This window comes from Rhizobium yanglingense (genome assembly GCF_977109285.1).
The window spans coordinates 505,547-532,237 of the sequence record NZ_CDSAWY010000005.1 but is presented as its reverse complement, the minus strand read 5'-3'; the positions used below and the strand labels follow the sequence as shown (position 1 = coordinate 532,237).

25 protein-coding genes, 1 tRNA gene and 2 pseudogenes are annotated in these 26,691 nt (G+C 59.8%); 10 read left to right on the top strand and 18 right to left on the bottom strand.

Features of this window, described 5'->3' with window-relative positions; all coding sequences use genetic code 11:
* Positions 1-37: 37 nt before the first annotated feature.
* Positions 38-700 (top strand): thiol:disulfide interchange protein TlpA, encoded by a 663-nt coding sequence (gene tlpA, locus ACW4PC_RS12190; protein WP_455873988.1) that lies wholly within the window; start codon positions 38-40, stop codon positions 698-700.
* 2 nt (positions 701-702) lie between these two features.
* Here the strand turns inward: tlpA and ACW4PC_RS12185 are convergent, their stop codons facing one another.
* The 7 genes and pseudogenes from ACW4PC_RS12185 to ACW4PC_RS12155 all read right to left on the bottom strand — a co-directional run bounded on the left by ACW4PC_RS12185 (position 703) and on the right by ACW4PC_RS12155 (position 6,086).
* The gene (locus tag ACW4PC_RS12185) at positions 703-1,584 is read right to left on the bottom strand and encodes a 3-hydroxybutyryl-CoA dehydrogenase (RefSeq protein ID WP_455873987.1); all 882 of its coding nucleotides are present in this window, start codon (positions 1,582-1,584) and stop codon (positions 703-705) included.
* 149 nt (positions 1,585-1,733) lie between these two features.
* A pseudogene (locus ACW4PC_RS12180) lies at positions 1,734-2,665 on the bottom strand (electron transfer flavoprotein subunit alpha/FixB family protein).
* Between the two features lie 21 nt (positions 2,666-2,686).
* Positions 2,687-3,437: pseudogene (locus tag ACW4PC_RS12175) on the bottom strand (electron transfer flavoprotein subunit beta/FixA family protein).
* A gap of 188 nt (positions 3,438-3,625) precedes the next feature.
* Complete coding sequence (locus ACW4PC_RS12170; protein ID WP_455873986.1) at positions 3,626-4,393, bottom strand: rhomboid family intramembrane serine protease; 768 nt, start codon at positions 4,391-4,393, stop codon at positions 3,626-3,628.
* Between the two features lie 35 nt (positions 4,394-4,428).
* Positions 4,429-5,007: a cob(I)yrinic acid a,c-diamide adenosyltransferase gene (locus ACW4PC_RS12165; protein ID WP_183930785.1), complete on the bottom strand. Its 579-nt coding sequence runs from the start codon at positions 5,005-5,007 to the stop codon at positions 4,429-4,431.
* A 23-nt stretch (positions 5,008-5,030) separates the two neighbouring features.
* Entirely contained in the window at positions 5,031-5,234 is a 204-nt protein-coding gene (locus ACW4PC_RS12160) for a twin transmembrane helix small protein (protein ID WP_455873985.1), read from the bottom strand.
* Between the two features lie 18 nt (positions 5,235-5,252).
* Positions 5,253-6,086, bottom strand: coding sequence for an SDR family oxidoreductase (locus ACW4PC_RS12155; RefSeq protein ID WP_455873984.1), 834 nt, complete (start codon positions 6,084-6,086; stop codon positions 5,253-5,255).
* A 76-nt stretch (positions 6,087-6,162) separates the two neighbouring features.
* Between ACW4PC_RS12155 and ACW4PC_RS12150 the strand changes: the two genes are divergently transcribed.
* Entirely contained in the window at positions 6,163-7,080 is a 918-nt protein-coding gene (locus ACW4PC_RS12150; RefSeq protein WP_455873983.1) for a YihY/virulence factor BrkB family protein, read from the top strand.
* Here the strand turns inward: ACW4PC_RS12150 and gluQRS are convergent.
* Complete coding sequence (gluQRS, locus tag ACW4PC_RS12145) at positions 7,042-7,923, bottom strand: tRNA glutamyl-Q(34) synthetase GluQRS (RefSeq protein WP_455873982.1); 882 nt, start codon at positions 7,921-7,923, stop codon at positions 7,042-7,044. The two genes, ACW4PC_RS12150 and gluQRS, sit on opposite strands and share 39 nt — an antisense overlap.
* On the opposite strand from gluQRS, the gene ACW4PC_RS12140 reads away from it, so the two are divergent.
* Positions 7,922-8,608: a DNA-3-methyladenine glycosylase family protein gene (locus ACW4PC_RS12140; protein ID WP_455873981.1), complete on the top strand. Its 687-nt coding sequence runs from the start codon at positions 7,922-7,924 to the stop codon at positions 8,606-8,608. The genes gluQRS and ACW4PC_RS12140 overlap by 2 nt on opposite strands.
* A 111-nt stretch (positions 8,609-8,719) precedes the next feature.
* On the top strand, positions 8,720-9,277 hold the full coding sequence (locus tag ACW4PC_RS12135; RefSeq protein ID WP_022718785.1) for an HNH endonuclease: 558 nt from the start codon (positions 8,720-8,722) through the stop codon (positions 9,275-9,277).
* A gap of 14 nt (positions 9,278-9,291) precedes the next feature.
* On the opposite strand, the gene ACW4PC_RS12130 is transcribed toward ACW4PC_RS12135, so the two are convergent.
* Both ACW4PC_RS12130 and ACW4PC_RS12125 read right to left on the bottom strand, forming a co-directional pair.
* The gene (locus ACW4PC_RS12130; protein ID WP_455873980.1) at positions 9,292-9,807 is read right to left on the bottom strand and encodes a disulfide bond formation protein B; all 516 of its coding nucleotides are present in this window, start codon (positions 9,805-9,807) and stop codon (positions 9,292-9,294) included.
* 22 nt (positions 9,808-9,829) lie between these two features.
* Positions 9,830-10,420, bottom strand: a complete 591-nt coding sequence (locus ACW4PC_RS12125) for a YqaA family protein (protein WP_074069827.1) — start codon at positions 10,418-10,420, stop codon at positions 9,830-9,832.
* A gap of 199 nt (positions 10,421-10,619) precedes the next feature.
* On the opposite strand from ACW4PC_RS12125, the gene ACW4PC_RS12120 reads away from it, so the two are divergent.
* Entirely contained in the window at positions 10,620-10,919 is a 300-nt protein-coding gene (locus ACW4PC_RS12120; protein ID WP_455873979.1) for a hypothetical protein, read from the top strand.
* On the opposite strand, the gene ACW4PC_RS12115 is transcribed toward ACW4PC_RS12120, so the two are convergent.
* The gene (locus ACW4PC_RS12115; protein ID WP_455874994.1) at positions 10,889-12,655 is read right to left on the bottom strand and encodes a cation:proton antiporter domain-containing protein; all 1,767 of its coding nucleotides are present in this window, start codon (positions 12,653-12,655) and stop codon (positions 10,889-10,891) included. The two genes, ACW4PC_RS12120 and ACW4PC_RS12115, sit on opposite strands and share 31 nt — an antisense overlap.
* A gap of 207 nt (positions 12,656-12,862) precedes the next feature.
* On the opposite strand from ACW4PC_RS12115, the gene ACW4PC_RS12110 reads away from it, so the two are divergent.
* On the top strand, positions 12,863-13,069 hold the full coding sequence (locus tag ACW4PC_RS12110; RefSeq protein WP_074069825.1) for a hypothetical protein: 207 nt from the start codon (positions 12,863-12,865) through the stop codon (positions 13,067-13,069).
* Between the two features lie 65 nt (positions 13,070-13,134).
* Here ACW4PC_RS12110 and ACW4PC_RS12105 read toward each other — a convergent pair whose 3' ends face one another.
* Positions 13,135-13,722: a hypothetical protein gene (locus tag ACW4PC_RS12105; RefSeq protein ID WP_455873978.1), complete on the bottom strand. Its 588-nt coding sequence runs from the start codon at positions 13,720-13,722 to the stop codon at positions 13,135-13,137.
* A gap of 336 nt (positions 13,723-14,058) precedes the next feature.
* Between ACW4PC_RS12105 and ACW4PC_RS12100 the strand changes: the two genes are divergently transcribed.
* Positions 14,059-14,637: a DUF1643 domain-containing protein gene (locus tag ACW4PC_RS12100; RefSeq protein WP_455873977.1), complete on the top strand. Its 579-nt coding sequence runs from the start codon at positions 14,059-14,061 to the stop codon at positions 14,635-14,637.
* 233 nt (positions 14,638-14,870) lie between these two features.
* On the opposite strand, the gene ACW4PC_RS12095 is transcribed toward ACW4PC_RS12100, so the two are convergent.
* Together ACW4PC_RS12095 and ACW4PC_RS12090 are read right to left on the bottom strand one after the other, a co-directional pair.
* Positions 14,871-14,956, bottom strand: a tRNA-Ser gene (locus ACW4PC_RS12095).
* 123 nt (positions 14,957-15,079) lie between these two features.
* A complete protein-coding gene (locus ACW4PC_RS12090) occupies positions 15,080-16,375 on the bottom strand; it encodes an MFS transporter (protein WP_194728316.1) in 1,296 nt (431 codons plus the stop codon).
* Positions 16,376-16,499: 124 nt separating this feature from the next.
* On the opposite strand from ACW4PC_RS12090, the gene ACW4PC_RS12085 reads away from it, so the two are divergent.
* On the top strand, positions 16,500-17,084 hold the full coding sequence (locus tag ACW4PC_RS12085) for a TetR/AcrR family transcriptional regulator (RefSeq protein WP_455873976.1): 585 nt from the start codon (positions 16,500-16,502) through the stop codon (positions 17,082-17,084).
* Positions 17,085-17,106: 22 nt separating this feature from the next.
* On the opposite strand, the gene ACW4PC_RS12080 is transcribed toward ACW4PC_RS12085, so the two are convergent.
* A complete protein-coding gene (locus ACW4PC_RS12080; RefSeq protein WP_455873975.1) occupies positions 17,107-18,084 on the bottom strand; it encodes an aldo/keto reductase in 978 nt (325 codons plus the stop codon).
* Between the two features lie 208 nt (positions 18,085-18,292).
* Between ACW4PC_RS12080 and ACW4PC_RS12075 the strand changes: the two genes are divergently transcribed.
* On the top strand, positions 18,293-19,921 hold the full coding sequence (locus ACW4PC_RS12075; protein WP_455873974.1) for an AMP-binding protein: 1,629 nt from the start codon (positions 18,293-18,295) through the stop codon (positions 19,919-19,921).
* On the opposite strand, the gene ACW4PC_RS12070 is transcribed toward ACW4PC_RS12075, so the two are convergent.
* From ACW4PC_RS12070 to secA, 3 genes are all read right to left on the bottom strand, one after another.
* Complete coding sequence (locus ACW4PC_RS12070) at positions 19,918-21,195, bottom strand: GNAT family N-acetyltransferase (RefSeq protein ID WP_455873973.1); 1,278 nt, start codon at positions 21,193-21,195, stop codon at positions 19,918-19,920. The genes ACW4PC_RS12075 and ACW4PC_RS12070 overlap by 4 nt on opposite strands.
* Before the next feature lie 2 nt (positions 21,196-21,197).
* Positions 21,198-22,607: a lipopolysaccharide biosynthesis protein gene (locus tag ACW4PC_RS12065; protein ID WP_455873972.1), complete on the bottom strand. Its 1,410-nt coding sequence runs from the start codon at positions 22,605-22,607 to the stop codon at positions 21,198-21,200.
* 162 nt (positions 22,608-22,769) lie between these two features.
* Entirely contained in the window at positions 22,770-25,484 is a 2,715-nt protein-coding gene (secA, locus tag ACW4PC_RS12060; RefSeq protein WP_455873971.1) for a preprotein translocase subunit SecA, read from the bottom strand.
* A 247-nt stretch (positions 25,485-25,731) separates the two neighbouring features.
* Here secA and ACW4PC_RS12055 point away from each other — a divergent pair, with 247 nt between their 5' ends.
* Entirely contained in the window at positions 25,732-26,607 is an 876-nt protein-coding gene (locus ACW4PC_RS12055; RefSeq protein ID WP_092588443.1) for a peptidylprolyl isomerase, read from the top strand.
* Positions 26,608-26,691 lie beyond the last annotated feature (84 nt).

Genomic DNA, 26,691 nt, shown 5'->3' with positions numbered 1-26,691 from the left:
GATGCCTGTCTTAAGGGTGCATGCCCTGGAGAATGAAATGACGACAAGAAAGCTGTTCGGGCTGCCATCCTTGAAATTGATCGCGGTAGCCGCCGTCGCAGGCGTAATTGCCGGTGCGGCAGCGGTTTACATTAAGGAGGCCGGGTATGGCAATGCCGGCGGTGAAACGGCCTCTGCCGAATGCTCCGCGACCAAGGATCTCGTCCAAAAGATTACGCCGCTCGCCAAAGGCGAGGTGGCCGCGATGGTTGCTGTCAACGCGCCACGAAAGCTCACGTCCGTCGCCTTCAACGGTCCGGACGGCAAACCGGTGACGCTCGACAATTTCGCGGGCAAGATCGTGCTGCTCAATCTCTGGGCCACATGGTGCGTGCCCTGCCGCGAGGAAATGCCGGCGCTGAACGCGCTGGAGAAGGAGATGGGCAGTGACAAATTCCAGGTCGTCGCGGTCAATATCGACACTGGAGATGACGAGAAACCGAAGGCTTTCCTAAGCGAAACCGGCGTCGATTCCCTGCAGTTCTATCGCGACAATACGATCGGCGTCTTCAACAGCCTGAAGAAAGAGGGGGTTGCTTTCGGCCTGCCAGTGACGTTGCTCATCGACGACAAAGGGTGCCTGGTTTCGGCGATGAACGGCCCTGCCGCATGGGATAGCGGCGATGCGAAGGCGCTGATTCAGGGTGCAACAGGGTCTTAGCGCTACCGCGTCGGGACGGGCGTGTCGCCGCGATAATCGTAGAAGCCGCGGCCGGACTTGCGGCCAAGCCAGCCGGCTTCCACATACTTTACCAGCAGCGGGCAGGGGCGGTACTTGGAATTGGCTAGGCCGTCGTGCAGCACCTGCATGATCGAGAGGCAGGTGTCGAGGCCGATGAAATCGGCAAGCTGAAGCGGGCCCATCGGGTGGTTGGCGCCGAGCTTCATCGCCGTGTCGATGGCATCGACAGTGCCGACGCCTTCGTAGAGCGTGTAGATCGCCTCATTGATCATCGGCAGCAGGATGCGGTTGACGATGAAGGCCGGAAAATCCTCAGCGACCGTGACAGTCTTTTCCAGCGAGGCGACGAATTCCTTTGCGGTCGAAAACGTAATCTCGTCCGTTGCGATGCCGCGCACCAGTTCCACCAGTTTCATAACCGGGACGGGGTTCATGAAATGAATGCCCATGAAGTGCTCAGGCCGGTCCGTTGCCGATGCCAGGCGGGTAATGGAGAGCGAGGACGTGTTCGTCGCAAGCAGCGCGCCCGGCTTCAGCACTGGACAGACCTGCGCATAGATCTTGCGTTTTACCGCTTCCTCTTCGGTTGCCGCCTCGATCACGAGGTCGGAGGGAGCAAGGTCATTGAGGTTGGCGGAGCCGGAGATGCGGGAAAGGGTTGCTTTGCGCTCCTCATCCGTCATCTTGCCGCTCGTTACCTGCCGGGCAAGGTTGCCATTGATGGTCGCGAGACCGGATTCGATGCGCTCCTGCGTCAGGTCGTAGAGCTGGACCTTATAGCCCGCAGCTGCTGAAACATGGGCGATGCCGCAGCCCATCTGGCCCGCGCCGACAATACCGATCGTTTTCAACACCGCACTCATCTCCAAACCCCCGTGGCAGCCGCCCGCTCCGCCCGTATTTTTCTGCTAATGAAACTGCCGGGCAAAATGATCGCCCGGCAGCAGTAGTAGCCCCATAAGAGATAATTTTCCAGTCATTCGCAAGTGCGAAAAGCTGGCATTCTGCCCGTTTAAAGAGCTTTCTGCAGTTCCGGCAGGGCCTCGAAGAGATCGGCGACGAGGCCGTAGTCGGCGACCTGGAAGATCGGGGCCTCCTCGTCCTTGTTGATGGCGACGATGACCTTCGAGTCCTTCATGCCGGCAAGGTGCTGGATGGCACCGGAAATGCCGCAGGCGATGTAGAGTTCAGGGGCGACGACCTTGCCGGTCTGGCCGACCTGCCAGTCGTTCGGAGCGTAGCCTGCATCGACGGCCGCACGGCTTGCACCGACGGCGGCTCCCAGCTTGTCGGCGAGCGGCAGGATGACTTCCCTGAACTTCTCGGCCGAGCCGAGTGCGCGGCCGCCGGAGATGATGATCCTTGCCGACGTCAGCTCCGGGCGGTCGGAAGCCGACAGCGCGTCCTTGACGAAGGTCGAAAGACCCGGATCGGAAACGGCCGGGATTGCCTCGACCGGAGCCGAACCGCTGGTCTCGGCAGCCGCGAACGACGCTGTCCGCACGGTGATGACTTGTCTCTGGCATCGGTCGCCTGAACGGTCTGGATGGCGTTGCCGGCATAGATCGGCCGCTTGAAGGTGTCGGGCGCGACGACTTCAATGATTTCCGAGATCTGCGCGACATCGAGCAGGGCTGCGACGCGCGGAGCGACGTTCTTGCCGGTCGAGGTCGCCGCCGCAATGATCGTGTCGTAGCTGCCGGCGAGCGAGACGATCAGGTCGGCCAGCGGCTCGGCCAGATTGTTGGCGAGCGTGTCGCTTTCGGCCAGCAGCACCTTGGAGACGCCGGAAAGCTTGGCAGCGGCATCGGCGGCAGCCTTGGCACCCTTGCCGGCAACCAGGATGGTGACATCGCCGCCGATCTGGCTGGCAGCGGTCAGCGCCTTGGCGGTCTGGTCGGAAAGGCTTGCATTGTCGTGGTCAGCCAGAAGCAGAATGGCCATGGTCGTATTTCCTTTCTCGCCTTAGAGGACGCCAGCTTCGGTCTTGAGCTTCTCGACGAGCTCGGCGACCGACTTGACCTTGACGCCTGCCTTGCGGCCACCTGGCTCTTCGGTTTTCAGCACCTTCAGCCGCGGGGTGGTGGAAACGCCGAAGTCGGCAGGCGTTCGTCTGTCGAGCGGCTTCTTCTTCGCCTTCATGATGTTCGGCAAAGAGGCATAGCGTGGCTCGTTCAAGCGCAGGTCGGTGGTAACGACGGCCGGCAGCTTGATGTCGATCGTCTGCAGGCCGCCATCGACTTCGCGGGTGACCGGTCGCTTTGCCGTCGGTAATCTCGATCTTCGAGGCGAAGGTTGCCTGGGCAGTTCCGAGAAGGGCGGCGAGCATCTGGCCGGTCTGATTGCTGTCGTCGTCGATCGCCTGCTTGCCGACGATGATCAGGCCCGGCTGTTCGGCGTCTGCCACGCCCTTGAGGATCTTGGCCACGGCAAGCGGCTCGAGCATCTCGTCGGTCTCGACCAGGATCGCCCGGTCAGCGCCCATGGCGAGCGCGGTGCGCAGCGTTTCTTCGGCCTTGGCCGGACCGATCGACACGACGACCACTTCCTCGCACTTGCCGGCTTCCTTCAGCCGCAGCGCCTCTTCCACCGAGATCTCGTCGAACGGGTTCATCGACATCTTGACGTTGGCAAGCTCGACGCCCGTGCCATCCGGCTTGACGCGGATCTTCACATTGTAATCAACCACCCGCTTCACGGGGACGAGAATTTTCATGGGGTCCTTCCTTCAACTCTTTCGCCAAGAAAATGCGCGCTTCGGCGTCGCTCCGATTGTCGAATGGCGACATGGATACGCGTTTTTCCTCCAAATACAACGCTTGCCGGCGCAGACAGACAATTTGCGTCTGCAAATATATGACGTTTACGTTCACGTCAATATTCGAGGCGGCGCGATATTTCTTTTCAGTGTCCAGGCGCCCCGTCGTCAGCGGCGACGACCGCCCGCCTCACAGCCGGCGTGCTGAAAACGGCGCGGGGCGTGACGATCTCGCGATCGAACAGCGGCACACCCTTGCGGCGCATGAAGAAGACTAGAACGGCGCCGGCGACGATGCCGCCGGCATGGGCGCCCCAGGAAACATTTCCGTCGGGATCGACAAGCAGCATGAAGAACTGCTGGCCGATCCAAAGCAGCAGCGGCACGAAGGCAGGAAGCGGCAACGGAACGCGGAAGAAGACCAGCACCCAGATTTTCACGCGCGGGTGAAGGATGACATAGGCAGCAACCACGCCTGAGATCGCACCTGAGGCGCCGACCAGCGGCGCCTGCGATTCCGACACGAGCAGGCCATGGCAAAGCGCGCCGAAGGCGGCGCAAACGAGATAAAAGATCAGGAAGGGGAGATGCCCCATGGCATCCTCGACATTATCGCCGAAGACCCAGAGGAAGATCATGTTGGAAACGAGGTGCCAGAAGCCGGCATGCACAAAGGCATGGGTGATGTAGGTCAGTGGCTCCGGAACAATCGCGAGGCCGGGTGCAAGTGTTGCATAGTCAAAGGAGACCGCCGGTATGTAGCCCAGGCCGACTGATGTCGCCTGAGCCGTCTGTTCCGGAGCGAAGAAGCCGGTGAAAAGCCAGACGGCGATGTTCATGCCGATCAAGCCCAGCGTCACCCACTGGACCTTGATGTGTTTCAGCGTATTGGCATCGTGCAGCGGTATGAACATAAAGCCTGCCCCTGGCTATCGTGACCGCGAGAAGCCTATCTGTTTTTTCCAGGAACCCAAAGCACATCCGCGTTGCCGCGGTCATTGGCGTGGCGCGCGGCAACGAAGAGGAAGTCCGAAAGGCGGTTAACATACTTCAGGGCCGCTCCGCTGACGATTTCGCCCTCCGTGCGGGCGAGTTCCACCATCAGCCTTTCTGCGCGGCGCGCGATTGTGCGCGCTAAATGAAGATAGGCAGCTGCCGAATGGCCGCCGGGCAGAACGAAGGATTTCAAGGGTTGCAGATCGGCATTCAGTTCATCGATCTCGCTCTCGATCCGCGCCACCTGCGTATCGATGATGCGCAACGGCTCGTGCGCCGGCGGCTTGCCGTCGTCGGGTGTCGCAAGGTCAGCGCCGAGGTCGAAGAGGTCGTTCTGGATCAGCGTCAGCATTCTTTCGAGAACCGGCATGCCCTGCATGTGCAGTCTTGCGACGCCGATTGCGGAGTTGACCTCATCGATCGTGCCATAGGCTTCCACGCGCAGGTCGTATTTGAGACGACGCGGTCCGCAAACGAGCGCAGTCGTGCCGTCGTCGCCGGTCTTCGTGTAGATCTTGTTGAGTGTTACCATGCCTATCCCCTCTCTTCCCGGCGTTAACTAGGGCGGCCACCGCCTGTCAGCCAGAGCGTCAGCATGATCAGCATCACTGCGATCGCCTGCAGCAATACGCGCAGCTGCATCAGCTTGTTGGAAGTGTTCGCGTCGCCGCCCTTCATCATGTTGAAGAGGCCGCGGACCAACACGAGCGCGACGAGGCCCATGACGATGATCGCGAAAATATAAGTGGCCGTGGACATGGAAGTCGGCTTTCTTGATTAATCGGTCCAGCGCATCAGGCGATAAAAAAGGTCCGCCGGAATCAGCCTCTTCAGCAACATGCCCTGTTTTGCCGGTGTCGTTACAGGATAATGTGGCTTCGGATTGTTCGAGTTCAATGCGTGTTTCAACACAGTATAGACGGCGTCTGGTTGAAGCTTATGTCGATTCTTCGGGCCGGTCCCGTCAAGACGCGCGAGCTGTCGGCGGTAATCTACCGCGTGCACCGAATTGCGGATGTCGACATGTTCATTGAACTTCGCGAGCGCGTTGGCGGTAAAGCGCGAGGCAATCGGACCTGGTTCGATCAGGCACACGTGGATGCCGCTGCCCTGAAGTTCCATGCGCAGCGTGATGCTCAGCCCCTCCAGCGCAAACTTCGAAGCGGTGTAGGCGCCGCGAAAACGATAGGGGACGACGCCGAGAATGGACGAGCATTGTACGATGCGGCCCGAGCCGCGCCTTCGCATCAGCGGCAGTATTTGCCGTGTCAATTCATGCCAGCCGAAGAAATTCGTTTCGAACTGCGCACGCAGCACGTCGGTCGTTAAATCCTCGACCGCGCCGGGTTGGCCGTAGGCGCCGTTGTTGAAAACTGCGTCGATGCGCCCGCCGCTTGCCTCGGCTACATCGCGAACGAAATCAGTGATCGTATCCGACCGCGTATAGTCCATCAGGAAGGCTTCGATGCCCTCATCCTGCAGCGGTCCGAGGTCGGCGTGTTTTCTGACCGCTGCAAACACACGCCAGCCGTCGATCTTCAGGGCTCGCGCGCAATAGGCACCGATGCCGGATGAGCATCCGGTCACGATGATGGTGCGTTGCTCCGCCATGGAATGATTCCTGTACAAATTGGGACTCGTTTCCCATATTCGAACCGACGATACAATGACGAAGCCCGGGGGTGGAATGCCGAAGATAGTGCGTACGCTCTATGATGTGGCATACGACGCGATCTGCCACCTAATCGAGGATGACGGTTTCGCGATGGCGAGCCATGTTGCATTGTCGATCCTGCTGGCGGTTTTTCCTTTTTTGATCTTCGGCACGACGCTCGCAAACTTCCTCGGAGCCGACCAGTTCTCCTCCACGGCCGTTCATCTTATTTTCGATACCTGGCCGGAAGCGATCGCCAAACCCGTGGCCGACCAGGTGCTGCAGGTGCTGACAATTCCGCGCGGCGGACTGCTGACGGTCTCGGTGCTGGCGGCCGCCTATTTCGCCTCGAACGGTGTCGAGGCGCTGCGCATATCGCTCAACCGCGCCTATCGCGTACAGGAGACGAGGCCCTGGTACTTCACGCGCCTGGCCAGCCTCGGTTACGTGCTGATCGCGGTGATCATTTTTGCCGCCATCAGCATCCTGCTCGTCGCCGTGCCGCTCGCTCTCGATTACGCGCGGCAGTGGATTCCGCTCTTTGCCGATACGCTCGAAATCGTTTTCAGCTGGCGAATCTACGGAACGCTTTTCGTGCTGACGGTCGGTCTGCTCGTCGTTCACCTCTGGCTGCCTGCCGGCCGCAGGCGGGTTTACGACGTTATCCCTGGGGTTTTGCTGACACTGCTTCTCTGGCTCGCGGGCGCGCTGATCTTCGCCTTTTACCTCGCCACCTTCGCGAATTACACAGCGACCTACGCGGGCCTGGCATCGGTGATGGTCGTGCTGATCTTCCTCTACATGGTCGGCGTGATCTTCATCATTGGCGCGGAAATCAATGCGGCACTGATGAAATTTCGCGTGCGCGCCATATTCGCCCGCAACTTTTTGGGCGGGCAGGGCAGCAAGCTTTCAAAGACCGACAAGATTCCGGATATCGGCCCCCGATAGCCCCTTGCCACGCAAATCCGCGAGCCCGGTATCGCCATCGCTTTTCGAAAGCTTGCGTCCCTTTGCATCCGTCACCAGCCGATGATGGTGGTAGACCGGCTGAGGCAGGTCGAGCAGCACCTGCAGCAGCCGGTGGACCGATGTTGCGTGAAAGAGGTCGAGCCCGCGCACGATATGAGTGACGGCCTGCAGCGCATCATCGACAACCACCGAAAGGTGATAGCTTGAGGGGGCATCCGAGCGCGAAAGAACGACGTCCCCCCACACCGATGGATCGGCGGCAATCCCCCCGGTCTCGCCGTCGCCGGTCTCGCTCCAGGATAAAACACGATCGGCAGCCTGCAGTGCCCGCCCCATGTCCAGACGCCAAGCGTGTTTGAGGCCTGAAGCAAGCATCTTGCGCCACTCGCCTTCACTTCGATCGCGATCGTCGGAGGGATAGTGCGGCGAACCGTCCGGATCGCGCGGCCAGGGGTTGCCGCCGGCTTCGGAAGCGGACACTCTGGCTTTCACCTCGCCGCGCGTCAGAAACGAAGGATAGACCAATCCGCGCTCGATCAGACCATGCAATGCTGTCTGATATTCCGCGAAATGGTCGGATTGTCGCCGGACGGGCTTCTCCCAGTCTATTCCCAGCCATTCGAGATCGGCATAGATGCCTGCTTCGAATTCGGGTGTACAACGTGTCTGGTCGATGTCTTCGATGCGCAGCAGCAGGCGTCCGTCCATTGCTGCGGCCATATCCTGGTTGAGGAAGGCCGAAAGCGCGTGGCCGAGATGCAGCGGGCCGTTGGGACTGGGCGCAAAACGGAAAATGGGCTTTTGACGCTGAGTCGTGGTCATGCTTTCTTCTGCCACGAATTCGAAACCATCGCGAGGCAACGTGCAGATCATTCGAAGCGAAGACGATATCCGCGAGGGACTGAAGCATCTGTTTCGCCTCGACCCGCGGCTCGCCGATATTGCGAAGGAGGCGGGTCCGATCCCGCTGCGCCTTCACGAGCCGGGTTTTGCGGGCCTTGCCCATATCATCGTTTCGCAGATGGTTTCGCGCGCAAGCGCCGATGCCATTTGGCGGCGCATGTCGCTTGCTGAAGGAGTGCTGACGGCCGAAAGCTATGTCGCACTGCGACCGGATGCCTGGCGGGAATTCGGTCTGTCGCGTGCCAAGGCGACGACACTGTCGGGTATCGCCGAAGCAGTCATATCCGGCCGCCTTGATCTCGCTCTGCTTTCCTCGAGGCCGCCGGCGGAGGCGCTTGCCGAGTTGACGGCGTTGAAGGGCGTTGGTCCGTGGACCGCGGAAGTCTATCTGATGTTTTGCGGCGGGCACGCCGATGTCTTCCCATCAGGAGACGTCGCACTGCAGAACGCCGTCGCTGCTGCCTTTGGTCTTGCACAGCGTCCGCAGGCGAAAGTGCTCGCCTCGCTTGCCATGGTCTGGTCTCCCTGGAGATCGGTCGCAGCAAGGCTTTTCTGGGCTTACTATGCTCAGAAACTGGGTCGCGGGCTCCTGCCGGTCGGCTGATGGGCAACGCTCATCGAATTGCCGTTATTCACTGAATTTATTGGGCTTCACAAGGCTGTCACAACCGGCCTAATATAAGGATGCAGATGCCGAATCGCTCAGGAGAGTACCTTGACGATTGCAGTCTCCCCCCAGGCCCTGCCGGCGCTCGTCCTGAACGCTGACTACCGGCCTTTGAGTTATTATCCCTTGTCGCTCTGGTCCTGGCAGGACGCGATCAAGGCGGTTTTCCTTGACCGTGTGAATATCATTGCGGAATACGAACATTCGGTTTCCTCGCCGAGCTTCTCGATGCGGCTTCCGAGTGTCGTCTGCCTCAAGACCTACGTTCAGCCTTCGCGGAACCCGGCCTTCACCCGGTTCAATGTATTTCTCCGCGACAAATTCGAATGTCAGTATTGCGGCGAGAATGACGATCTGACCTTCGACCACGTCATCCCGCGCGCCCATGGCGGCGAGACCACCTGGCAAAATGTCGTGGCGGCCTGCTCACCCTGCAATCTCAAAAAGGGCAGCAAGCTGCCGAAGCAGGCAGGCATGTTCCCGTCGCAGAAGCCGTATCAGCCGACCGTGCAGGACCTGCACAACAACGGCCGGCTCTTTCCGCCGAACTATCTGCACGACAGCTGGCTCGACTATCTCTACTGGGATACCGAACTGCAGCCCTGATTGCCGCTATTTCCTTATGCCGATTTGCGGACGCCGACGAAAGCGAAAGCCGCAAGGATCAGGCTCGCAATCACATTCCAGCCCGCAAAGGAAAGACCGAGAACGCGCAGCGCCGCATCGGTGCAGGACGGGCCGGTAATTGTGTTGAGTTCCGTCAGCAGGTCGCCGGCATTCTGCGTCATGGCGCCTGCACTGGTCGAGCAAGTCGCCGGCCCTGCCCAGAAATGCCATTCGACTCCCGCGTGATAGACACCCATGCCGGCACCGACCACCATCAGCATACCTGCCGCCAGAAGCAGGGCACGGGCGACCCAGTTCGGCAGACCGAAAAACGATGCGAGCGCGCTGAGGATCGCGATCGGAATGCCGTAATAATAGGGCTCGCGCTGCAGCAGGCAGAGCGCACAGGGAATGTAGCCGCCGATATACTGGAAGCCGAGTGCAGTTCCGACGACCACCGCCATGGCGAGGGCCAGGAACAGCGAATAGACAACGACCGGGCGGGAAAGAGGCGAGGCAATGGCAGTCATGGCGGAACTCCGCGAGCTTGGCTCAGTGGGCAAGGTAGCGATAGACAATATAAAGCACGATGGCGACCACTGCACCGATGCTGACAATATGCCCCAAGCGCTTTTCAATGAAATGGCGAATCGGCTCGCCGTAGCGGCGAAGCAGCCAGGCCAGGAATAGGAATCGCGCGCCGCGGGCGACGATCGCCGAAATGACGAAAAGCCATATGTTGACGTGAATCACCCCGGACAGGATCGTCACGATTTTGATCGGCGGCAGGTGCGCCAGTCCCGACGTCACCAGCAAAAGCAGGATCGTCTCGTAAGTGACGTAAGATTTCATCTGCTCGAAGGCATCGAGCTTTCCGTAGAATTCCAGCACCGGCCGCGCAACGGTCTCGTAGGCATAGAAGCCGAGCGCCCAGCCAGCGATGCCGCCGAGAACCGAGGCGGCCGTGGCAACGATCGCATATCGATATGATCGCTCGGGCTTGGCGAGTGCCATGGGAAGAAAAAGGACATCGGCCGGGACGAGAAAGACGGAGCTTTCGACGAAGGCGATAACGGCGAGCCAGACTTCGGCCGATCTGCGGGCGGCGAGAGACATGGTCCAGTCGTAAAGTCTGCGGAGCATTCCATTCCTTTCGTGCTGCGGTGCAAAAGCTTTAGGGGGGCAGTCTGGCGCTGTAAATGCCTAGTGTGGCAATGATGCCAGCGTGCCACGAAAATTTTCGTGATCCGTATAGCGGCTGTGCTCCCAGGTTTTCGGGAGATTGCAAATCGGTGAATCTTCTGCAAGCTGGTTTCCGATTGGTTTTTGCAGGTGGCTATGAATGAAATTGAGGGTGATTGAGGGCGGGCTCGGCGAAGCGGCCGATGCGCGCGAAACCGTAGCTTCAGCTCGAAGGCCGAGCAGGGAGGATGTACGGAGGGAAGCCGTCAGGCGGCTTCGGGAAAGCGGCTATCATTCGTCTTATGTGAGAGAGTTTGCGACGGGTGTTCCCGCGCCGGAAGCGCTCAGATATCTGAAGATGCAGCTCGATTTTGCGGCCGAGACGCTGTCCCGGCTCGATCCGATCCCCCACGACTTCTCCGCGGATGCCTATTGGCCTTGCGCTGACACTTCGCGTTGATCCGGCTGCTCTTCGCGCTTCGCGTTTAGTGCGTTCATCTGCGAGCGCTCTCGCGCCATTTCGCTGACGGCGGCCCTTAGCGCCGGGTGGCGGGCGGTGAACATATTGAAGTCACGGCGTTCCAGCACCAGGAATTGGCAGAAATCGATGGCAATGACATCGGCCGTTCGCCGTCCGCCGCTCAGCAGAGCCATTTCACCGAAAAATGCACCCGGTTCGAGACGGACGGCGCCGCTGGGAAGACGGACTTCCACGGCTCCGGACGAGAGAAAATACATGCCGTCCCCGCGGTCCCCCTTGCGCATGACGCGTTCGCCCGGCAGCGCGGATTTGGGACGGAAGAGAAGGAGCAGTTCCTCCTGCGAGTGCTCATCGACCTTGGCGAAAAGCGGGAAAGTCTCGATCAGTTGCTGCATCTCCAGCTGATGCTGGCGCTCCCGCGCTTCGGTAAGTGCCCTGATCTTTTCAAGCTCGCGCCCGAGCGCCTCATGCCGGCGGCGGCCGTAATGATTGCTAAGCACCGGCCATCGGGCGTGCACATAGGTATGCAGTGCCTCGGCGCCGGCGCAAACGAGTGGATTGAGCGTGATCGAAATGATCGCGGACGCAAGAATGACATCCTGCCCGTCAGTCGGCAGCAATCCGAGGGAAACGCCGAGACCGGCAAGAATGAAGGAAAATTCGCCGATTTGCGCCAATCCGCCTGCGACGGTCAGCGCCATTCCGATCGGATATCGAAGCAGGATGACGATCAGAAAGGAGATGATCGCCTTGCCGACGATGATCAACGTCAGCGCGCTGATGACGGCCATCGGCTGGCGCACCAGGATCGATGGATCGAACAGCATGCCGACCGACACGAAGAACAGGACTGAAAAGGCGTTCTGAAGCGGCAGAGAATCGGCAGCGGCGCGGTGGCTGAGATTGGACTCGCTCATCACGACGCCCGCGAAGAAAGCGCCGAGTGCGAAGGAAACGCCGAAGATCTCGGCGGAGCCGAAAGCGATGCCGAGGGCGATGGCAAGGACCGTCAATGTGAAGAGTTCGCGCGAGCCGGTTCGGGCGACGAGCGTCAGGAGCCAGGGAACAATCTTCGGGCCGACAAAAATCGCCATGACCGCAAAGGCGCCGACCTTCACCAGCGTCAGCGCGATCGCCAGCGAAAGCGGCAGCCCAGCGCCCTGTGCAGCATCGCTAGCGGCGTGGCCGCCGAGCAATTCCGCAAGGGCAGGCAGCAAGACCAGCGCCAGAACCATCGCCAAGTCTTCGACGATGAGCCAGCCGACCGCGACGCGGCCGCTTGCTGAATTCAGGAGGTTGCGTTCCTCAAGGACCTTCAGCAGCACGACGGTGCTTGCCACCGACAGGCTGAGGCCGAAGACGATCCCGGCGCCGAGCCCCCAGCCCCACCATTTCGCGAGGCCAATTCCGAGCAGTGTGGCGATGATGATCCGGATGATCGCGCCCGGCACGGCGATACCGCGCACGGCAAGCAGGTCAGCGGCGGAAAAATGCAGCCCGACGCCGAACATCAGCAGGATGACACCCATCTCCGCCAACTGTCCGGCAAGCCCTGTATCGGCGACGAAGCCCGGCGTGAACGGTCCCATGAGTATGCCTGCCACGAGATAGCCGACCAGCGGCGGCAGCCGCAGCCTGTCGGCCACATATCCCAGCACCGCCGCAAAGACGAAGCTGACGGCGACTGTGGCAATAAGCGTTACTTCCTGATGCACATCCGTCCCTTGATATTCGTTGGCGACCGCCACTTTGACCGAAGCGTGAGTGAAATTAAATACTTGATTTGAGTTTCCGTATCACCGGCAAATGCTGAGCTCCAGCGATACTGGAGCGTTCTCGTGGCGACACCAGTTTGGCGTCAGTTTCGGAGATCAATATAAGCTGGCACTAAAACAGAAGTCGCTGTCTCATTGGAGATTTCCATGCGAGAAATAGAAGCTGTTGATGTCGCGTTCAAACGGTCTTTTGAAGCCGTCGAATTCGGATATGTCCGAGAGGTATTTCTTGAGGACGAAGCCTGCTGGGGTCTGTTCGATTCCGAAGGCGACGTGATCTTCGTCGGCGACGACCTAGACGAATGCCGCTCCTTCGCTGCAAAGGAAGAGATCAGGATTCAGCTGATCCAGTAGGACTAGCCACGTGTGGTCCCGCACTTCTTGCAGTTCTTTTCGCAAACCCCGCCGCGGAAACGACGTCAGTGCGATAAGGATTGGATGTGGTCGTAACTGACGATGGCTTCCTCGCTTGTGCCCTCGTCGTAGATCTTGGCAAGGGTCGCGTGCAGGTCGGGGGAGTAAAGAGCGCTCCAGAGCTCAACCCGCTCGCCGCCCCTTTTGGTTTCCTCTCTGATCCTGAAAACCTCGTATTTGCACCGGCCAACTGCAACTGTCTCGCGTTTGGTTACCGTCAGCTCCAGCGTCCACTTGTCACTGGATTGTTGAGGATCCAAGGGGACAAAGGGGATGACGTGATGCCCATCCTTCTTGATGGGCAGAAGCTTGTCCAAGCCATCGAGTGGATAGATGGCGTAACGCTCATCGCTGCTGGAGCGCGACAGATCGAAAAGCCCCTGGTACGAATAAACCGTCTGCTTCTCCGAACTTCCGAAGGAATTGGTTATTGCGACCACAGGTCCTTGCGCTGGCCGGAATTCGCTTATCGCCCCCGAATTCCTCAACAAGAAACCGTTCTTTGCATTCTTGGCTGAAGGGCAATCCGCGCCATAAGAAACAACCGGAAGGACAACAAGCAGGAGCAGGTCGAAGAGGCGCCTTTTGATCATGATCTTTTGATGGCAGCGGGTTGGGATCTCCCGAACGCTAGATCATCAGAATTAAAAGGTCGACAAGGATAATCGCACTGGTTGAAGTTTTTCACAGCTCTGACCGTGTTGACGACGAGATCGCCATCAGTTGCACCGGCGAACTCCGCCAGGGATATACTGGATGCTTCGTCATCGCCGTTCTTGAGCATCCCAATCGCGACGAAGTGGAGATCATCGGCGAAGGCCGCATCTCCGCCTTCATCTGCCCGGTTGGGACGACAAGACGGTAATGATGGTCGGCGTCGTTCGCATGGCCGGAACGTCTTGCGTCGACGTCTCGAAAGGAGAGGTAGCATGACGCAGCTCGCACTCGGTGGCAGCATTGGTCTCATCAATAAGGCCGCCGTCATTTCCGATTGCGGCCGATTTCGCTACGAGCTGACGCGTGTGTGGGAGAAGGGCAGGCCGCTGCTCGTCACCTGCATGCTGAACCCTTCGACGGCCGATGCCGACAACGATGATTCGACCATCCGCGCGCTGATCCATTTTGGTAAGGCGTGGGGCTATGGCGGCCTGCTGGTCGTCAACCTCTTCGCCTTCCGCTCGTCGAGCCCGATCGTGATGATGTCGTCGCACTATCCGCGCGGCTTAAAGAACGTCCAGTTCGTCGATACCGCCTTGACGATCGCCCGCTTGCAGAACACGCCGGCTCTTGCCGCATGGGGCGCCAACGGCGGGCACCATGCAGGTCTGAACGATGGGGAAGGTGGACAGGACTGGTTCTGCGGCCGCGCCCGCCACCAGACCGTCGATCTCGTCTGCCTGGGGCTGACGAAGGACGGATTTCCGAAACACCCGATGGCACGTGGCGTCCATCGCATTGATCGGAACCAGCAGCCGGTCATGTTCCGGCGCGCAACGGAGGCTGCGTAAACGTCAAAAGCAATCGACGATGTGATCGCCGAGCGCCGTCGTATATTCTTTTACTCTGGCGGGCGAGTTGGTCGCCTGACCGGTTTAGCTGCGCCGCGCCCGGCCTGCGCAAGGCGGGAGCGAGGATCGCCGCTGAGAACAGTGCGGCCGACGAAGAACTGATGACGATCTTCGGCTGGACGACGAAGAGCCAGACGACGACCTATACGAATTATCGGATCGTTTTTCGTCGGTGGTGCCCCATGCCGGGGTCGAACCAGCACTTCTTTCGAAACTCGATTTTCGAGTCGAGCGCGTCTACCAATTCCGCCAATGGGGCAACGGATACCGACGAGCCGGGTGTCTAACATGCGACCCCCGACCGCGCAAGACGGCGGGCGGGCTTATCAGGCTGATTTGATACGGCTTCCGGCTTGATGTTCCGTGGAAAAGCCTTTTGCAATCAGTGTGCGGTAGCCGGTGCCGGCTCGGTCAAGCCGGACTTCTTCAACGTGATGGCGAGGATCGAGGCGAGCAGGCAGAAGGCGCCGGCAACGAAGAAGGCCGGCAGGTAGCTCGACAGCTCGGTCCGTGAAAGGCCGGCACCATAAGCAGCGGTTGCCGCGCCCAGCTGATGGCCGGCAAAGACCCAGCCGAAGACCAGACCGGCCTTCTCCCGGCCGAAGCGGTCGGCGGCAATCTTTACGGTCGGCGGAACGGTGGCGATCCAGTCGAGGCCATAGAACACCGCAAAGATCGAAAGACCGTAGAAGCTGAAATCGCTGAAGGGCAGGAAAAGCAAGGAAAGCCCGCGCAGACCGTAATACCAGAAGAGGAGCCAGCGGTTGTCGAAGCGGTCCGACAACCAGCCGGAGCCGATCGTGCCGAAGAAATCGAAGATGCCCATTACGGCTAGAACGCTGGCCGCCGCGACAGGCAGGATGCCGAAGTCGCCGCAAAGCGTGACGAAATGAGTCTGGATCAGGCCGTTGGTGCTGAGGCCGCAGATAAAGAAGGTGGCGAACAAGATCCAGAAGGTCGAAGTTCCGGAGATCTCTTTCAGGATCGTGATCGGCGTCTTCAGCGCGCCGACCAACGTGCCCCGTGCCGGCGGCGGCGTGACATGAGCTTCGCCGAGCGAGGGCAGGTTTAAGTCGGAGGGCCGGTCGCGCATGAAGGCAAGCACGGCAAGTGCGGCAACCATGATCATGGCGCAGACGAAGAAGACCGTGGAGCGCCAGCCGTAGCGTTCCGTTAATTCCGCCATCAGCGGCAGGAAAACGAGCTGACCGGTGGCCGAGCTTGCCGAAAGCATCCCGACGACGAGGCCGCGGTGCTTCGTGAACCAGCGGGCAGATATGGTCGCTGCAAGCACCATGGCCGTCAGGCCCGTGCCGAAACCGACGACGATGCCCCAGAGCAGCAGAAGCTGCCAAAGCGATGTCATGAAGAGCGAGCCAACGAAGCCCGCGCCGATCAGCGCAAGCGCGAAGACGATGACCTTGCGCACACCGAAATAGTTCATGAAAGCCGCCGCGAAGGGACCCATCAGGCCGAAGAGGACCAGGCGGATCGCAAGTGCCGAGGAAATCTGCGAAGTTTCCCAGCCGAACTCGTCCTGCAGCGGCTTGATCAGCACGCCCGGCGCGCCCATGGCGCCGGCGGTGACCAGCATGGTCAGGAAAGTCGCGCCGACAACGATCCATCCGTAATGGATGTTGCGGCGTGCAAGGGTGGAGGCAAGCGCAGTGGAAACCATGGGGCACGTTCCATTCGTGGGAATGATCGATACATCACTGATTTAGATGATGGTCGTCATGTTTCTTGCGTATTGATGATGGGCGTCATATAATTTGTCAAGGGACTATTTTCGGAGCCGGATCATGCGCGTCAGCCGCGAAAAATTTGCAGAAAACCGCCAGAAGATCCTGGAAGTCGCGGGCGTAATGTTCCGCGAAAACGGATTTGATGGTGTGGGGGTTGCCGATATCATGAAAGCCTGCGGGCTGACGCATGGAGGGTTCTATGGCCACTTCCAATCAAAGGAAGAGCTGCAGCTGGAGGTCAGCCGTGCGCTGATCGCCAGGGTGGAAGTGCGATGGAAGGCTCTTATCGCCGACGCTCCGGATCGCTCCCTGGAAGCGCTCCTCGACCACTATGTTTCCTGGTGTTCCGTCGACAATCCAGGCTCGAGCTGTGTCTTCGTGGCGCTGATGGAAGAGGTGAGCCGCAGCAGCGGTGCGGTGCGGGAAACCTTCAACGACGGGCTTTCCACGCTTGTCGATATCCTGGCGGAGATCGTTCCGGGTGAGACGCCCGAGGAGCGCCGCAAGAATGGCTTTACGACGCTCTCATCAATGATGGGCGCCGTCAGTCTGGCGCGCGCGGTCGAAAATCGCGAATTGGCCGGTCAGTTCCTTTCGACGATGCGGGAGAAGCTGGCGCCGGCAAAATTTGTCGGCGCCTGAGTGCCCGTCGGCATGTGTCTGCTTATTTGAAGCCTTCCACGTGATGCGGAACATAAGGCTCTTCGAGAGCGGCGACGTCCTCGGCGTTGAGCTTGACAGCCAATGCCCCAACGGCGTCCGAAAGATGGTGCGGCTTCGATGCGCCAATGATCGGTGCGGTCACCGCGCTCTTCTGCAAGATCCAAGCAGTGGCGATCTGGGCTCGGGAGACGTCATGTGTCTTCGCCAATCGGCCGACCGCGTCGATGATTTTGCGGTCGGCATCTTCGGCCTGCCTGTAGAGCGTCTTGCCGAATTCATCCGTTTCCGTGCGGGCGGTCCTTTCGTCCCAGTCGCGCGCCAGGCGGCCGCGGGCAAGCGGACTCCATGGAATGACAGCGATCTTCTGGTCCTCGCAGAAAGGCAGCATCTCGCGCTCCTCCTCGCGATAGAGAAGGTTGACATGGTCCTGCATGCTCACGAACTGGGTCCAGCCGTTCAGCCGCGAGGTGTAGAGCATCTTTGCGAATTGCCAAGCGTACATGGAGGAGGCGCCGATATAGCGCGCCTTGCCGGCCTTGACGACGTCGTGCAACGCCTCAAGCGTTTCCTCGATCGGCGTCGTGTAGTCGAAGCGATGGATCTGGAAGAGGTCGACGTAATCCGTGCCGAGTCGGCGCAGGCTGTTGTCGATTTCGTCAAAGATCGCCTTGCGGGAAAGACCAGCGCCGTTCGGACCGGGGCGCATGCGGTTGAAGACCTTGGTCGCGAGTACGATATCCTCGCGCTTCAAGTCCTTGAGTGCCCGTCCGACGATTTCCTCGGACGAGCCGTCGGAATAGGTATTCGCCGTGTCCAGGAAATTGATGCCAAGATCGAGTGCCTGCCTGATGATCGCGCGGCTTTCCTCCTCGCCGAGCGTCCAGGCGTGATTGCCGCGGCCCGGATCGCCGAAGGTCATGCAGCCGAGGCAGATCTTCGAAACTTCAAGGCCAGTGCCTCCGAATTTGACATAGTCCATGAATTGACTCCGTGAATGAATCTCAATCCCCCGAGACACCTCGGGGTGATGTAGGGCGCAATCGGTGAGAATGTCAGCAATCCGGCGAAAGAATATTTCAGGCGCATCCTTGCGATCATCAGGTGGAGCTTTGAAACACGCGATCAAGCGAACTTGCACTCGATCGCCGCAAGGTGTTAGCTGGTGCAGCATTCACTGGATTTCGACTATGAGACTTCCCGCCCGCGACCGCTATGACGGTCTTTATCGCGATTTTTCGTGGGAGATTCCGGAAGACTTCAATATCGGGCGTGCCGTCAGCGACGAATGGGCGGCGCAGGCACCGGAACGCATCTGCCTCGAACATTTCAGCCCGGATGGCCGTCATTTGTCGATGACCTACGGCGCGCTGGCGGAGCGCTCGTCGTCTTTTGCCAATGCATTAACGTCGCTCGGCATTCGCCGCGGCGATCGCGTCGCGTTGCTTCTTCCGCAATGTTTCGAGACGGCGATCGCCCATGTGGCGATCTACAAGATGGGTGCGATTGCGCTGCCGCTCGCGCTGCTCTTTGGCGTCGAGGCACTGGAATACCGGCTGAGAACGTCAGGCGCGGCTGCGATCGTCACCAACGCGTTCGGACTGGAGCGGGTGAACCAGATTCGCGAAAACCTGCCCGAACTCAGCACGGTCATCAGCATCGATGGCGGCGAAGGGTTTGCTTTCGGAGCGCTTGTCGAGGCGCATCCGTCGCTTTTCGACGTTGCTGCGACCAGCCCGGAAGATCCGGCGTTGATGATCTTCACATCAGGCACGACGGGGCCGCCCAAGGGCGCCTTGCATGGCCATCGCGTTCTGGCGGGCCACATTCCCGGTATGCAATTCGCGCATGAAGGTTTTGCACAGCCCGGCGACAAGGTCTGGACGCCGTCGGACTGGGCCTGGGCGGGCGGGCTCCTGAATGCGCTGCTGCCAAGCCTCCTGCTTGGCGTTCCTGTCGTTTCCTCTCCGGCGCAGAAGTTCGACGCCGATATGGCTTATCGCATCATGGCCGAGATGAAGGTGCGGAATGCCTTCATTCCGCCGACAGCGCTCCGCCTGCTGAAATCGATCAGTGATCCCCGCGCGAAATATGATCTCAATCTGCGCACCATCGGCTCCGCCGGTGAATCGCTCGGTCGCGAAACCTATGAGTGGGCGCGCCAGGCGTTCGGCATCACCGTCAATGAGTTTTATGGCCAGACGGAGTGCAATTTCGTACTCTCCTCCAGTGCAGGCTATGGTGTCACGAAGGCAGGCGCGATCGGCCGCGCGGTTCCCGGTCACCGGGTTGCTATCATCGGCGAGAGCGGCGATGAAGTGTCCCCCGGCGAGACAGGCCAGATCGCTATCAAGGCGCCCGATCCGGTCATGTTCCTCGGCTATTGGAACGACGGCGAGGCAACCAGGAAGAAGTTCATCAAAGGCTGGCTGCTAACCGGCGATCTCGGTCATCAGGATGACGAGGGCTACGTCATTTTCGAGGGTCGGGATGATGACGTCATCACGTCGTCAGGCTATCGCATTGGTCCTGCCGAAATCGAGGACTGTCTGTGCGGCCACCCGGCCGTGCAGCTCGCTGCCGTCGTCGGCAAGCCGGATCCGGTGCGCACCGAGATCGTCAAGGCCTATATCGTGCTTTCACCTGGCCGCACGCCCAGCGATGCGCTCGGCGCTGAAATCCGCGATTGGGTGAAGATGCGGCTTTCAATGCACGAATATCCGCGCGAGGTAGAATTCGTGGACGCGCTGCCGCTGACGACGACCGGCAAGGTCATCCGCAGACTTCTGCGCGAAAAGGCGGCCCGGCGAGGGGCCTAACCGCGCCGCGTGAGCGATATGATCTTCTCGCGCAGCATCTTCGCCATATTGCGGGTGCTGCGATACATATGCAACTGAGCGGCGGCCTGCCGAACATCGCGGTCGCCGTTCTGCGTCAGGCCGATCACCAGCGTTCCCATTTCCTCGCGCTCCTGCCAGAAGCGGCTCATGATCGGATGGTCCGGCACCGCGCAGGAATCGGAACGCACGATATTCGCATCGTCGAGATGCCACTCCGTCAGTTCGGCCATCAGCAGCTTGCCCGGAGAATAGCGGGCATAGGCCTCGTCGTAGGCTGTCTTCCAAGTATAGGCCTCGCCGCCCATCATCAACACGACTGTTGCCGCGATTGCCTTACCGTTCAGGTCGATCGTGTGAATGCGCACCGCGTCGATCGCCGCAAGGTTCGAGACGGCTTCGCGGGCGAAGGCCGTGTGGTAGCGGTCGGTTGCCAGCGCGCTTCGCCTCTTGCCTTTCCAGCCGCCGGCTTCCATTGCTAAGAATTCCTCAAACCGCGCATGAATATCGCGGGGCTGGCGCGCGACGACATAGACAGCTGTTCCGAGCTCTTCGAGCTGCCGCCATTGACGGCGCATTTCCCTTTTATGCGAAGAAGAGATGGTACGGCCAAGATAGGCCATAGCGTCGTCCTCGCTCTGCAGCATCGGCCGCTGGGATGGATTGGTGACCGTGACCGGCAGGTTGCGGCTCAGCGCGACCGCCTTTGCCATGCGAGCAAAGATGCCGTTCAGGCGAATATCCGGCAGCACCAACGTTGCGGGAAGGTTCAGATCGCGCGCCGTCAAGCCTTCAAAAAGATTGTCCAGCGTCTCAGCCGCATCTTCGGCATCCACCAGGGGGGTGCCGAGCGGCGCGAAGCTGTTCGACCATGCGCGGATGATCGAGGGGCCGACGGCAAAGCCGGGTCTTTCGACAGAGAACGGCATCAGGAAACGCAAGCGGCTGCGCCTGCCGTTCTCATCGCGGATCAGTGCGAAACTCACTTGCCGGTCTTCAAGCCGCGGCATGGCGGGCGCGAGGAAGCGGCCGGTGAAGAAAACATTCGGCTCCATCGCACGGTTCGAAAGGAAATCCAGTTCGTCCTGCAATTCATAGCCGAGCCTGCCCGGATAGAGGCAGAGCTCCCGGCCCGGACGTCCGATCTCGACGCGCGCTTCGGCCTGCGGCAAGTCGAAGTTTATCGAAGCAAGCTCGTGAACCATGCGATTGGCATTGGTATCGGTGCTTTCGGTAACGGGGGGGACACGCACCATTATCAGGCTCTCGTTTCTATCGTTGCCGGAGGGCGGCTGAATGCAAAAAGGACAATGCCGAGCGCCCGGCGCACGGCGATGTGCAGCAGGATCGCTTCCACACCCATTGCCGATGCCGTCGCGATCGCAGTGCCGACGGTGCCAAGGTGCGGGATCAGGGCGATATTCAAGGAGACGTTTGCCGTGAGCGCCGCCGCATAGAGGGCCACGCAGAGGTTCTGCTTTCCGGCCATCATCAGCAGCGTTTCGGCCGGACCGACGAGGGCCTTGGCGAGGATGCCCGCAAGCAGGATCGCCATCAGAACATAACCTGCCGTAAAGGCTCCGCCGAAAAGCGACAGCAGCAAGTGACCGGCTGCAACGACTGCGAGCCCGAGGCCCAGCGCCGGCCAGAAGGTCCAGCGCGCAGCGTCGATTGCTGCTGCTGCAAGCTGCTCGCGGGTGCCTTCTGCGATGAGGCTGGAGAAGCGTGGACCGGATGCTGCCTTTACCGAGAACATGATGAAATGCACCAGCGCCATCGTCTTTGCGGCGGCAAAATAGATCGCAACGTCATGCGGCTCGAGGAAGATGCCGACGACAACCACATCCGAATTGGTCAAGAGGAAGCTCACGCCTTCGACCAGGAAAATCGGGAAGGCGATGTTCAGCCAGTTGAGGAAATCGACCCTGCGCGGTCCCTCGCTGTAGTGGCGGCGCAGGCGGAGGAGTGTCGCGATGTATTGGCCGACGGCGGTGACATAGGTTGCGGCCAGCGCGGCTTTCATGGCGGTGACGGCAGAATGCTCCGCACCGGCTCCGATCGCTGCCAGCATGAAGAGAATGATGAGGACAGGCCGGACGATGTAGACCGGGCTCAGCGCCATGACCGGCCAGTGATTGGCACGCGAGGTGCCTTCCAGAATGTCGCCGAGCGCGATCATCGGCATGGCGAGAAGGCCAAGGAAGACAGGAATGAGATAATAGGACTCAATCCTGTCGCCCAGGAAATGGAGTCCCGCCATACCGGCAGCCATCACCAGCGTTCCGGAAAGCATGGCGAAGGTACGGGCCGTTCCCGTCAGGCCGCGAATCTCCTCGAAGGCACCTGCAGCCTTGTATTGCGGCAGGAAACGAACGATCGCGGTGTGAAAGCCGAGGCAGGAGAGATCGCCGAACAGGACGATCAGAACCCAGACAAACACGAAAATCCCGTATTCATATTCGCCCATGAGGCGCGCGAGGATGATCTGGGAAATGAAGGCGAGGGCGGCGCTCACTATGCGGATCGAAAAGGCGGTAAGTGCCATCCGCTGTGCGGTTGCCTTGTCGCCGTGCCCGGTCAGAACTGCGGCAAGCACGCGCAGCAGACGGCTTCCCGCTGGACGCAGGCCCGCAGGCAGCAGTCTTTCCGCTGTTTCAATGACCGCCATTACGAACACGCAACACTCTGAACTCAGGCAAATCGTGTCAGAAGTCTTGTCAGCTCAGGATTAAGAAACGGTTGTGGCGAGCACATTATCCTTAACCGCCAGTCTAATTCGCGCAAAAGAAATGCCGCCCGAAGGCGGCATTCTTGAGCTGCCTGCCGTCGCTCAGGCTTCGGCAAACGCACCGTGGCAGTGCTTGAATTTCTTGCCAGAACCGCAGGGGCACGGCTCGTTGCGGCCGACCTTGCCCCAGGTGGACGGGTTGTTCGGATCCCGGTTTTCCGGCGAGACGATCACTTCGGATGCCTGGTAGATCGGCGCGAAATCATTCTCGCCCGTGTCGGGGTCCAGGTGCTGGGCTTGCATGACCGGCAGTTCCGGCTCGGCGGGCGCCTGCTGCACCAGCTCGACGCGCATCAACTGCGCCGTCACAGCCTCGCGCAGGCTGTTCAGCAGGGTCTGGAAGAGCTCGAAGGCTTCGGATTTGTATTCCTGCAGCGGATCGCGCTGGGCATATCCGCGGAAGCCGATGACGGAGCGCAGGTGATCGAGATTGACGATGTGCTCGCGCCAGAGATGGTCCAATGTCTGCATCACGATCGAGCGCTCGACATAGTGCATGATATCGGGGCCGAAACGCTCTGCTTTTTCGGTGAAGGCAGCGTTGGCCGCTTCCGTTAGACGTTCGCGGATATCGTCTTCACCAATGCCTTCTTCTTTCACCCAGTCTTCGATTGGCAGATCGAGGTTGAAAAGCGCGGCAACCTGCTCCTTCAATCCGGCAGCATCCCATTGCTCGGCATAGGCGCGCTCGGGAATATGCTTCTCGACGAGGTCCTCGATGACCTCGCGGCGCATATCCGAAACGGTCTCGGAGATGTTCGTAGCTTCCATCAGTTCGAGGCGCTGTTCGAAGATCACCTTGCGCTGATCGTTCAACACGTCGTCGTATTTCAGCAGGTTCTTGCGGATATCGAAGTTGCGGGCCTCGACCTTCTTCTGGGCGCGCTCCAGAGCTTTGTTGATCCAGGGATGGACGATTGCTTCGCCTTCCTTGAGACCAAGCTTCTGGAGCATGCCGTCCATGCGATCGGAGCCGAAGATGCGCATCAGGTCGTCCTGAAGCGACAGATAGAACTTGGAGCGGCCCGGGTCGCCCTGACGGCCGGAACGGCCACGGAGCTGATTGTCGATGCGACGGCTTTCATGGCGTTCCGTCGCGATGACATAGAGACCACCGGCGGCGATCGCCTGCTCCTTGAGTTTCTGGATCTCCTCCGCGATCGCTGCAATCTTGGCGTCGCGTTCCGGGCCAGGCTCGGCCTCGCCAAGCTCGCGCTCGATGCGCATGTCGAGGTTGCCGCCGAGCTGGATGTCGGTACCGCGGCCCGCCATGTTAGTGGCGATCGTGACCGCGCCCGGCACGCCTGCTTGCGCAACGATATACGCTTCCTGCTCGTGATAGCGGGCATTCAGGACCTGGAAGTCCTTGAAGCCCTGCTTGCGCATCAGCTCAGCCAGAAGTTCGGATTTCTCGATGGAGGTCGTGCCGACGAGCACCGGCTGGCCGCGCTTCTGGGCGTCTGCGATCTCGGCGATGATCGCCTTGTACTTCTCCTCGAAGGTCCGGTAGACCTCGTCGTCTTCGTCGATGCGCTGGATCGGCAGGTTGGTCGGCACTTCGATGACATCGAGGCCGTAGATGTTGCCGAATTCTTCCGCTTCCGTCTGCGCCGTACCGGTCATGCCGGCGAGCTTTCCGTACATGCGGAAATAGTTCTGGAAGGTGATCTGCGCCAGCGTCTGGTTTTCTGGCTGGATCTGCACCTTTTCCTTGGCTTCCAGCGCTTGGTGCTGGCCCTCCGAATAGCGGCGGCCCGGCATCATGCGGCCGGTGAATTCGTCGATAATGACGATTTCACCATTGCGCACGATGTAGTCCTTGTCGCGCTGGAAGAGTTTGTGGGCCTTCAGCGCATTGTTGATGTGATGGACGATCGCGACGTTTTCGATGTCGTAGAGTGCGCTGCCTTTCAGGAGGCCGGCCTGTTTTAGGAGACCTTCGAGCTTTTCAGTACCAACTTCAGAGAAGTTCGCCGAACGTTGCTTCTCGTCGATCTCGTAATCTTCTGCCGACAAGAGCGGAATGAAAGCGTCAATCGTGTTATAGAGATCGGACCGGTCGTCGAGCGGACCGGAGATGATCAGCGGCGTGCGTGCTTCGTCAACCAGGATCGAGTCCACTTCGTCGACGATCGCGAAGTTGTGGCCGCGCTGGACCATCTGGCCCTTCTCATACTTCATATTGTCGCGAAGATAATCGAAGCCGAGTTCGTTGTTCGTGGCGTAGGTGATGTCGCAATTGTAAGCGGCAGCGCGCTCCTCATCCGACAGTCCATGGACGATGACGCCCGTGGTGAGCCCGAGGAAGTTGTAGATACGGCCCATGTTGGCGGCGTCGCGGCGGGCAAGGTAGTCGTTCACAGTAACGACATGGACACCCTTGCCGGCAAGCGCATTCAGGTAAACCGGAAGTGTCGCAACGAGCGTCTTACCTTCACCGGTCTTCATTTCGGCGATGGCGTTCGAATGTAGGATCATGCCGCCGACAAGCTGCACGTCAAAAGGCCGCAGGCCGAGTACGCGGCGCGAGGCTTCGCGCACGACGGCGAATGCCGGAACGAGAATGTCGTCGAGCGTCTTCCCGTTCGCCAGCATCTTGCGGAACTCGACCGTCTGGGCGGCGAGCTGTTCGTCGCTCAGGGCCTTCGTCTTCTCTTCGATCGAGTTGATGGCGGCGACTTTCGGCTGGAAGGACCGCACGCGGCGATCATTGGCAGAGCCAAATATTTTGCGGGCGAGACCGCCGAAGCTGACCATATGACTGGTCCTTTCTCAATATTCTTCCCCGGCTTTTCTTATACGCACACCCAGCCGAAAATCAGGCACACGTCTCGAAACGCCAGGAAACTTTTCTGGACGCGAGGTTGCGTGACAGATAAGAGGGGGGTCGAATGATGTCAACGGATTTGGCTGATATAGAAAGGCCACATTCCAGTGTTGATGGCTGTTTTGGGCTGGATTCACGAATGCTGAAGCCGGTGATGTAACTCTGAAAGGTTATTTGATGTTGAGCTACAACAAACTCGCCGTGATGGCGCTTGCAACTTTCGTTGCGCTCCAGGCGCCGGTCTATGCGGAAGACAAGCCCGATGCAGTCGTTGCCAAGGTCGGCGACCTTGAGATCCATCAGTCGGAACTCGATCTGGCCGTCGCCAACCTCGATCCCCAACTCGCGCAGCTCCCGGACGATCAGAAGAAGGTTGCCGCGCTTTCGGCCGCGATCGACGTCAAGCTGCTCGCCGGCGATGCGGCTGCCGAGAAGCTCGATCAGACCAGCGAATTCAAGAAGCGCATACAGTATCTCTCGGATCGCGAACTGCATAATGCCTATTTCAAGAAGCATGTCGTCGATACCGTTACCGACGATGAAGTGAAGGCGCGCTACGACAAGGAAGTCGCAGCCCTTCCGAAGCAGGAAGAAGTCCATGCTCGCCACATCCTCGTGAAGACCGAGGAAGAGGCCAAGGATGTCATCAAGCAGCTGGATGGCGGCAAGGACTTTGCAGAACTTGCCAAGGAAAAGTCCACCGACCCGAACAAGGCTGACGGCGGCGATCTCGGCTACTTTACCAAGGGTCGCATGGTCAAGGAATTCGAGGACGCAGCCTTCTCTCTCGAAAAGGGCACCTATTCGAAGACGCCTGTGAAGACCGATTTCGGCTTCCACGTCATTAAGGTCGAGGACAAGCGCGACGCTCCGCCGCCGCCGCTTGATCAGGTCAAGGACCAGGTTCGTCAGCTTGTCATGCGCGATAAGTACCTTGCACTCCTCGCCAAGGCGAAGGAAACGTCCAAGGTCGACATCATGGACGAAACGCTCCGCAAGGGTTACGACGACGCGAACAAGCAGCAGGCGCCGGCAACGCAGCCGCAGCAGTAATTTCCACCCAGGGCCCGGTTCTTCCGGGCCCTTCACTATCCTCTGTTGTCGCATTTCCGGACGGCGAACCGTTTTCCAAGTCGC

What these genes read in the sequence shown, in the direction of transcription:
- tlpA (WP_455873988.1), top strand. Translation starts at nt 38, where the DNA reads ATGACGACAAGAAAGCTGTTCGGGCTGCCATCCTTGAAATTGATCGCG.
- ACW4PC_RS12185 (WP_455873987.1), bottom strand. Translation starts at nt 1,584, where the DNA reads ATGAGTGCGGTGTTGAAAACGATCGGTATTGTCGGCGCGGGCCAGATG.
- ACW4PC_RS12170 (WP_455873986.1), bottom strand. Translation starts at nt 4,393, where the DNA reads ATGTTCATACCGCTGCACGATGCCAATACGCTGAAACACATCAAGGTC.
- ACW4PC_RS12165 (WP_183930785.1), bottom strand. Translation starts at nt 5,007, where the DNA reads ATGGTAACACTCAACAAGATCTACACGAAGACCGGCGACGACGGCACG.
- ACW4PC_RS12160 (WP_455873985.1), bottom strand. Translation starts at nt 5,234, where the DNA reads ATGTCCACGGCCACTTATATTTTCGCGATCATCGTCATGGGCCTCGTC.
- ACW4PC_RS12155 (WP_455873984.1), bottom strand. Translation starts at nt 6,086, where the DNA reads ATGGCGGAGCAACGCACCATCATCGTGACCGGATGCTCATCCGGCATC.
- ACW4PC_RS12150 (WP_455873983.1), top strand. Translation starts at nt 6,163, where the DNA reads ATGCCGAAGATAGTGCGTACGCTCTATGATGTGGCATACGACGCGATC.
- ACW4PC_RS12140 (WP_455873981.1), top strand. Translation starts at nt 7,922, where the DNA reads ATGCTTTCTTCTGCCACGAATTCGAAACCATCGCGAGGCAACGTGCAG.
- gluQRS (WP_455873982.1), bottom strand. Translation starts at nt 7,923, where the DNA reads ATGACCACGACTCAGCGTCAAAAGCCCATTTTCCGTTTTGCGCCCAGT.
- ACW4PC_RS12130 (WP_455873980.1), bottom strand. Translation starts at nt 9,807, where the DNA reads ATGACTGCCATTGCCTCGCCTCTTTCCCGCCCGGTCGTTGTCTATTCG.
- ACW4PC_RS12125 (WP_074069827.1), bottom strand. Translation starts at nt 10,420, where the DNA reads ATGCTCCGCAGACTTTACGACTGGACCATGTCTCTCGCCGCCCGCAGA.
- ACW4PC_RS12120 (WP_455873979.1), top strand. Translation starts at nt 10,620, where the DNA reads ATGAAATTGAGGGTGATTGAGGGCGGGCTCGGCGAAGCGGCCGATGCG.
- ACW4PC_RS12110 (WP_074069825.1), top strand. Translation starts at nt 12,863, where the DNA reads ATGCGAGAAATAGAAGCTGTTGATGTCGCGTTCAAACGGTCTTTTGAA.
- ACW4PC_RS12105 (WP_455873978.1), bottom strand. Translation starts at nt 13,722, where the DNA reads ATGATCAAAAGGCGCCTCTTCGACCTGCTCCTGCTTGTTGTCCTTCCG.
- ACW4PC_RS12100 (WP_455873977.1), top strand. Translation starts at nt 14,059, where the DNA reads ATGACGCAGCTCGCACTCGGTGGCAGCATTGGTCTCATCAATAAGGCC.
- ACW4PC_RS12090 (WP_194728316.1), bottom strand. Translation starts at nt 16,375, where the DNA reads ATGGTTTCCACTGCGCTTGCCTCCACCCTTGCACGCCGCAACATCCAT.
- ACW4PC_RS12085 (WP_455873976.1), top strand. Translation starts at nt 16,500, where the DNA reads ATGCGCGTCAGCCGCGAAAAATTTGCAGAAAACCGCCAGAAGATCCTG.
- ACW4PC_RS12080 (WP_455873975.1), bottom strand. Translation starts at nt 18,084, where the DNA reads ATGGACTATGTCAAATTCGGAGGCACTGGCCTTGAAGTTTCGAAGATC.
- ACW4PC_RS12075 (WP_455873974.1), top strand. Translation starts at nt 18,293, where the DNA reads ATGAGACTTCCCGCCCGCGACCGCTATGACGGTCTTTATCGCGATTTT.
- ACW4PC_RS12070 (WP_455873973.1), bottom strand. Translation starts at nt 21,195, where the DNA reads ATGGTGCGTGTCCCCCCCGTTACCGAAAGCACCGATACCAATGCCAAT.
- ACW4PC_RS12065 (WP_455873972.1), bottom strand. Translation starts at nt 22,607, where the DNA reads ATGGCGGTCATTGAAACAGCGGAAAGACTGCTGCCTGCGGGCCTGCGT.
- secA (WP_455873971.1), bottom strand. Translation starts at nt 25,484, where the DNA reads ATGGTCAGCTTCGGCGGTCTCGCCCGCAAAATATTTGGCTCTGCCAAT.
- ACW4PC_RS12055 (WP_092588443.1), top strand. Translation starts at nt 25,732, where the DNA reads ATGTTGAGCTACAACAAACTCGCCGTGATGGCGCTTGCAACTTTCGTT.